The following is a 7,056-nucleotide window of genomic DNA, read 5'->3' as shown; positions in this document are numbered from 1 at the left end:
ATTCCGCGTTCATCCCGATTAAAGGTTTCTTGCGCATTGCTTTCTCCTTGACACGTCGTGTGTCTGAAATTGGGGTGAGAAAATTCGGCCTGGCTACACGACGCCGGCGCGGCGTCTAACAGAATAGCTGGCATGTTTCCGTCCCTGAAATCACGCTGCTGTGTTGCCGCCGAACCTGCTGGGCCCAACTCAGAATCCTTCCGAGCTGTGCCCCACAATCATTCGAGCGAGCAACGGTCCACGAATTATTTCTCTGGCCGTGTCACCCCAGCCAGAACAATCAAACTGGGGCCAATGTAGCCACCCGCTCGCAGAGAGCAAGCTTTTCCGCTATTTTGCGCAAAGCAGCCCATGCTAGCTCAACATAGTGTGCTAGCAAGAATAGTAGTCAGCGGCCCGTCGTCAAGATTCGATGAGGATGCGTGGTGATGAAGTACCGTAATGTTTGCGTTGAAGCGCTGGGATATACGCTTCCAGACGAAGTGATTTCGTCTGAGGAGATCGAGCGGCGCTTAGAACCGCTGTACACACGCCTGAAGTTGCCCGCCGGCCGTCTGGAATTGATGACCGGCATCCGCGAGCGCCGGGTGTGGCCGCCAAACACATTGCCCAGCCAAATCAGCGTGCAAAGCGGACAGCGAGCGCTCGACGTCGGCGGAATCGATCAGCGCCACATTGGCGCGCTGATTCACGGTTCGGTCTGTCGCGATTTTCTAGAGCCTGCCACGGCGTGCAGCGTGCATCATCACTTGGCATTACCCGCGGACTGTTTGATTTACGATGTTTCCAATGCCTGCCTGGGCTTGCTGAACGGCATGGTGCAAGTGGCTAACATGATTGAGCTAGGCCAAATTCGAGCGGGCCTTGTAGTGGCCAGCGAAGTCAGCCGCCCTTTGATGGAAACTACCATTGCCATGTTGAACGACAATCAATCGCTCACCCGCGATACCGTGAAGCCAGCCTTGGCCTCGCTGACCATTGGCTCGGCCAGCGCCGCCGTGCTGCTGGTGCACAGCGATTTAAGCCGCACGCAAAATCGTTTGCTGGCAGCCGTTGGCCGAACGCACACGGCAGCGCATCAACTGTGCCACAGCGGGCGCGATGAAACCGTGGGCGGAGGCATGGCCCCACTGATGCAAACCGATGCGGAAACACTCATGCACGAAGGCATTGCCGTCGGCCGCGAAACGTTCGTTCAACTACTCGCTGAACTGGGCTGGTCGCTGGCCGACGTTTCCAAAACAGCTTGCCACCAGGTCGGCTCGGCTCACCGCAAAATGATGTTGGAAAAATTTGGGCTGAATCCGGCGATCGACTTTGTTACGTTTCCGTGGTTGGGCAACACGGGCGCGGCGGCGCTGCCGGTCACGCTGGCCGCCGGCATGGAGCAAGGCCATTATCAAAGCGGCGATCGCATTGCCATGCTCGGCATTGGCTCGGGCATCAATGTGCTGATGCTGGCGATGGAATTGCAACAGAGCTTAGTCGCCGGCGGCAAGTTTGAATGAGTCGTTCGTTGAGCGATATGTGAGGCGGCCGTTCGTTGACCGCGACAACTTTCGGTGCGAGAATGTACGCACCATGAGCGATCATCCTTCTACCGACGAGCCCTTCGGAGCCCCTCTCGGCGCTGCGGAGCGAATGACGCTGGACGAATACCGTCGCCGTGCCGCTGCAGGCGCATTCAGCACCAGCCAGGCGTTCGAGCTGCTCGAAGGCGTCGTGGTTCCCAAAACTCGACAAACGCTGCGACACGAAACGGCGGTCGAAAAGCTGCGCGACCTGATCGGCATTATGATCCCCAACGGCTGGCACTTGTTGGCGCAACAACCAATTGCCTGCGGAGACAGCCAGCCGGAGCCGGATTTAGCCGTTGCTGCCGATGTACTGAACGAATTCGCCAATCACCCCCCCACCGCCGAAAATGTTCCGCTGGTGGTGGAAGCGGCCGACGGTTCGCTCCTTTCCGACCGCAAACTGAAAGGCCGCATTTACGCCCGGGCCGGCATTGTTTGCTACTGGCTGTTGAATCTGATCGATAGCCAATTGGAAGTTTACACGAATCCCAGCGGCCCGGTTCCGATGCCCGGCTATCAAGAGAAGCGTGTGTACCGCACGGAGGACAGAATATCGCTGGTGATTGCCCTGGACGATTTGGGCACGTTGCGCATCGGCGACATTCTGCCGTAAAAATCGAGTGAATCGCGGAAACGCAAAGACACTGAGAAGATTGATGCGGGCAGATTTTTAATAAGGAATCCAGGAATCCAGGAAATATCCAAGGCGAAGTTGATTCTCAATCGTTTATTCTAATGATCATTCCTTGTTTCCTGACATCCTTATAAATTTTTTCGTTCTTTCTCTGTATCTCCGTGTCTCTGCGGTTCAAATCAGTCCCGCAGGGCACGGCGGATCAGTTCGCGGTCAAAATAATTCACGCTCATGCCGGCATCGATCACCATTTGCTGCGCGTTGATGCCGCTGGAGCGCGGGCTTAGCAAAAACGCTGCTGCATTGGCCACTTCCTCAGTCTGCACCGCCTGTTTGCGCAGTGTGGCCTGCTCGGCATAGAGATACGCATCGACGTAGCCAGGAATACCGGCTGAGGCCGAGGTTTTCAACAATCCCGGCGCAACGGCATTGAAGCGCACTCGGGAAAAGCCGCTGAACGATTTAGCCAAGAACGCCAAGGACGAATCGAGCGCCGCCTTCACGGGCGCCATGAAGCCGTAATTTTCCGCGGCCATGCGCGTGGTCGAAATCGACACGCTCACCACCGACGCATCCGGGTCGAATAGCTCCCGCAATGCATTGGACACCGCAATCAGCGAGAAGCAAGAAATATCGACCGCCCGTAAAAACGCATCTTTCGACGTTTCGTGAAATGGCCTTCCGGCAACTCCCTCTCCCCTGACGGGAGAGGACGGGGTGATGGAATTTGCCGCTTCCGCACTGCCGTAATCTGCGAAAGCAATGGAGTGGCACAATCCATGCAGTTGCGGCCGAATTTCGGCCAACTGATTTCGCAGCCGGGCAATTTGGGCTTCGTGCTCCACGTCGCATACCAACACTGGAGCAGCGTCCACTATTTTTTGCACACTGTCCCGCCGAGCTTCGGTGCGGACCGAGTAGACGACGTCGGCACCGACTTCGGACAACACCCGTCCCACGTGCCAGGCCACGCTTTTGCGATTGGCCACGCCCATCACTAACACGGTTTTGCCCGCGAGTTGCAAAAAATCGGTCATGGCGGCGCCTCACTTTTCGCCACCAGCATGCATGCAAATTCCAATCGGGCGGCCAGCTTTCCGTTGCACGTTACTTTGGCATCGAAGAAGAACGCGTCGGCCAACTGCTCGCGCAATTGCACTTCTAGCTCGATGGTATCGCCCGGCCGAACCATTTGTTTGAACCGCACTTCATTCATCCTTGTGACAACGGGCATCGCTAGCGAAGCGTTGCAATCTGGCGGCGTGCGCTCCGAGGGATCATCTGCGCGCTGCGTTTGCGTTGTTCCGCCCAGTAAAATCGCTCCGGCCTGTAGCGCGGCTTCGCACAATAGCACCCCCGGCACGACCGGCTCGTCGGGATAGTGCCCGGCGAAAAACCATTCGTCGCCGGAGAAATGCTTGCGGCAAACAATTCTGCCGCCATCGCGAGAAACAATTTCGTCCACCAGCAAAAAGGGCGGCCGATGCGGAATTGCAGCGTAAATTTCAGCCAGACTCTTATTCATCGGATCGGTTATGAACCGCAGAGGCACGAAGACGCAGAGAGGAACAAAACAGAAGAGGTCTTATAAGAGGCTGTTTCAAAACTGGACTTCCTTCAAGGGTGGCTGGGGTCGAGTGCCGCCGAGCCCCCAGTGAATAGGCTGCTGGGGTCGACCGAAGGGAGCCCCCAGCCACCCGATTCCTAGTTTTGAAACAGCCTGTTATAAATTTCTTCACTGCCTTCTCTATGTCTCAGCGTCTCCGTGGTTATTCAATGGCCACAGCATCACGAGATGAAGTTTTCGTCAGTAGGGCATCCACGTCGTTGGCCACAATCACGCCATAATTCATCGCGCCCAGCCAGCCCGACATAATAATGCCCACGCTGCCGGCATGATACAGCCCAGCAATTTGTTGCGGCAGTCCGCGGCTGACGGCCAAGCCTTCAAACTTGGTGCCAAAGCTGGCCCCGTTCACGTGCCGGGTGTAATGCTCGAAGGTGCGGGGAGTGGCGGCCTCCGCATGATCGAGCCGATCGCGCACGTTCGGCACGTATTTTTCCAACGTGGAAAGCGTCGTTTCGATTAAATCGCGCTTGCTGAGCTCGTATTCTTCGTCGCTCAGACTCGCCCAATCTTCGTATCGAGCATTGGTGCTCGAAACCACCAGGCACCGATCGCTCCCCGGCCGCATTTGCGGATAATAAAACGAGAACGTGCGGCTGGTAATGTCGCGGCTCAACAGCAACTCGGTGCGGAACAGCGGCGCGGCCGAGCTAAACAGCAAATCGCCGCAGGCCGAATCGATCATTTCCCCCGGCTTCAGCGCCATATATACCTGCGTGCTGGAATTGTTAAGCCGCACCGCGCGGGCTTCCTCAACAAACCGTCCGTCGAAACATTCTTCGCCCACCAACCGAAACACGGTGGCTTTCAAATTGGCGTTCGACACGACGGCCGAGGTTTTAATGTCGCGCCCATTCACGCGCACTCCAACCACACGACGCTGGCGATCGACCAAAATACGCTCCACATCGCAGCGAATGCGCACATCGACGCCGTTGCGCTCCAGCTCTGCTTGCATCAGCTTGATGAGCCGATCGGTCCCGCCTTCAAACGTGTACACCCCTTGAGACATGAAGTTGGAAAACACAATGCCATACGTGATGGCCGGATCTTCCAGCGTAGAGCCGTTGGCATAGGTGATCGGTTCCATCAGCAGGCGAATCACATCTTCGCGGCCGGGAAAAAACTGCTCGAACAATTGGCCCACGGTGGTCGATTGATCGTCGTAAAAATTCATCCGCCGCACGGTGTCAAAAAACAGATTCACCTGCTCCGGCGGCACGCCGAACTGCGTTGCCAGCAGCCTTGTGAAATCGTCTCGATCGAACGAAGTGGTCAGCGAAAACATGGGGTTGTCGAAGCGAATGTGCTTTAATTGCACAATCGAATCGGCAATTTCCTGCGTCCAATAGCGGCGGCAGCTTTTGATCATGCCAATGGGAAAGCCATGCAGCGAAATATCAAAAATATGGCCCCCCGGCCGACGAAACCACGTAGCCATGCCCCCCAATTTGTAATGCTGCTCCAACAGCAGCACTCGCTGCCCGGCCCGGGCCAGGGTATTGGCGCACGTCAACCCGGCCAGGCCGCTGCCAATGACAATGCAATCGTACCGCTGGGCAACGTCGTGGAGAAAATCGCGAGGCATCTTCGGTTAGCTCCCGCCGGCTGCGGCGGGAAAAATTGCACAGGGTCCCCGTCGTGGCCGCCGGGGCTAAACTCGCTGCAACAGCATGTTCGCCACTTGAATGCCGCTGGTCAGCGTGCCAACGATGCCCACATAACCTTGGTCGGCGCCGCACACAAACACATGATCGAAGGGGGTGCTTGCATCGTACCGTTTTTGCGGCGCGCCGTATACCGCCCCGTAGTCGTGACCGGTGAAATGGCGAATCGTGCGGGGCGTGAACGTATCGTGAGCCACCACATGCTGCGAAACATTCGGGATAAACCGAGCCGCGGAATCCAACAGCCGCTGGCGCCAATGTTGCTTTTGAAATGAATAATCTTCCGGCCCCAGCGCGGCCCAACGATCGAAATTCGCCAGGGCTGTAAGGCGAATCGTCCCTTCGACGGGCTGGGGTAATTTGGCGTTTCCCAACGCTTGCAGGCCAGTGCTGTCGCCATTTTCTTCCCCCGCCGCGTATTGGTAATTGTTGGGCGAACACACAATGCCGCTGCGCAGATCGGCAAAATCATCCGGCCGGGCATAATCGAACCGCGGCGCATCGTTGTAGAACACAATGGTGTCGGCAAATCCCAAATCGCGCGGCTGGCAATCCAGCGTGCAAATCGATTCGAAGAATGTCATTCGGCCGACAGGACCGGCAGGCTGTTGCGGGCGCTGCGCGTTCTCACTGTGGGAGAGAGTTGAGGCGAGGCTGCCTGTTCGACTTCCGACGCCCTCACCCTGCCCTCTCCCAAAGGGAGAGGGTTGAGCAATGGCTTCGACTTTCTCTGGTGTGGCCGCGCACAGCCGCATGGTTTCGTTCCAGCCGGCCGACGAAATCACCTGCCGTGCAGTCAACTCGGCGCCGTCGTCCAGCACGACGTGGACCACTTCGCCACGATCGGCAGAAATTTGCTGCACGCCGCTGTGCAATCGCAGTTCGCCCCCCAACTGCTTGAACCGCTGCACCAGTGGCTTCAAGATCGTGCGAATGCCGCCGCGCGGCCGACACAAACCTTCTAGAAAAATTGCCCGAAATAACACGCTGAACGAGCCCCAATCCAGATCGTGCTCGGTCGCGCTGCCGTAAAACATCACCGGGCACAACAACATTTCGATTAACTGCGGATCGCGAAGCGTGCCGGCCAACATTTCCCGCGCTGAAGTGGCAGCCTGCGGCGATTGGAGCTCCTCATAATTCAACAGTGCCGCCAGCATGCGCGGGTAATGGTCGCGCTCCGCCGGAAAGGCGCGCACAATTTCCGCAGCCAACCGTGCTGGATCGTTATCGAATTGCAAGCGCACGTCCGGAAATGCAATGACCGAGCCATTTTGCTCGGCCAGCTCGAATTCGTCCCAACTCAACCGCAACTGTCGCATCAGCCGCGGCAACGGGCCATGCTTGGCCCCGCGCGGGGCGTAATTGGTAAGTGCGTGCAAGCCGACGTCGTAATTACGGTCATCAAGCCGATAGTAAGAATTCAAGCCGCCAATCGCGTAATGCCGCTCCAGAATGCACACCCGGCGGTCGAACATGGCCAGGCGAATGCCGGCCGCTAACCCCGACATGCCGGCGCCAATGATAATCACGTCGTACATGGCAGGACGC

General features: G+C 57.3%; 6 protein-coding genes. 2 read left to right on the top strand and 4 right to left on the bottom strand.

The genetic code is table 11. The annotated features are described in order from the left end of the window. The first annotated feature begins 428 nt into the window (after positions 1 to 428). Together VFE46_05035 and VFE46_05030 are read left to right on the top strand one after the other, a co-directional pair. The gene (locus VFE46_05035) at positions 429 to 1,508 is read left to right on the top strand and encodes a 3-oxoacyl-ACP synthase III (GenBank protein ID HZZ27353.1); all 1,080 of its coding nucleotides are present in this window, start codon (positions 429 to 431) and stop codon (positions 1,506 to 1,508) included. A gap of 73 nt (positions 1,509 to 1,581) precedes the next feature. Then, on the top strand, positions 1,582 to 2,190 hold the full coding sequence (locus VFE46_05030) for a Uma2 family endonuclease (protein ID HZZ27352.1): 609 nt from the start codon (positions 1,582 to 1,584) through the stop codon (positions 2,188 to 2,190). Positions 2,191 to 2,390: 200 nt separating this feature from the next. On the opposite strand, the gene VFE46_05025 is transcribed toward VFE46_05030, so the two are convergent. From VFE46_05025 to VFE46_05010, 4 genes are all read right to left on the bottom strand, one after another. Then, on the bottom strand, positions 2,391 to 3,248 hold the full coding sequence (locus VFE46_05025) for an SDR family oxidoreductase (protein ID HZZ27351.1): 858 nt from the start codon (positions 3,246 to 3,248) through the stop codon (positions 2,391 to 2,393). Further along, positions 3,245 to 3,736: a 3-hydroxyacyl-ACP dehydratase FabZ family protein gene (locus VFE46_05020; protein ID HZZ27350.1), complete on the bottom strand. Its 492-nt coding sequence runs from the start codon at positions 3,734 to 3,736 to the stop codon at positions 3,245 to 3,247. Before VFE46_05020 ends, VFE46_05025 begins: the two co-directional genes overlap by 4 nt. A gap of 244 nt (positions 3,737 to 3,980) precedes the next feature. Beyond that, a complete protein-coding gene (locus VFE46_05015; GenBank protein HZZ27349.1) occupies positions 3,981 to 5,426 on the bottom strand; it encodes an NAD(P)/FAD-dependent oxidoreductase in 1,446 nt (481 codons plus the stop codon). Positions 5,427 to 5,492: 66 nt separating this feature from the next. Further along, positions 5,493 to 7,046 (bottom strand): NAD(P)/FAD-dependent oxidoreductase, encoded by a 1,554-nt coding sequence (locus VFE46_05010; protein HZZ27348.1) that lies wholly within the window; start codon positions 7,044 to 7,046, stop codon positions 5,493 to 5,495. Positions 7,047 to 7,056: the final 10 nt, after the last annotated feature.

The sequence above is a fragment of the Pirellulales bacterium genome (assembly GCA_035656635.1).
In the GTDB taxonomy this organism is placed as follows: domain Bacteria; phylum Planctomycetota; class Planctomycetia; order Pirellulales; family JADZDJ01; genus DATJYL01.
This window is presented reverse-complemented; position numbering and strand designations above follow the sequence as displayed.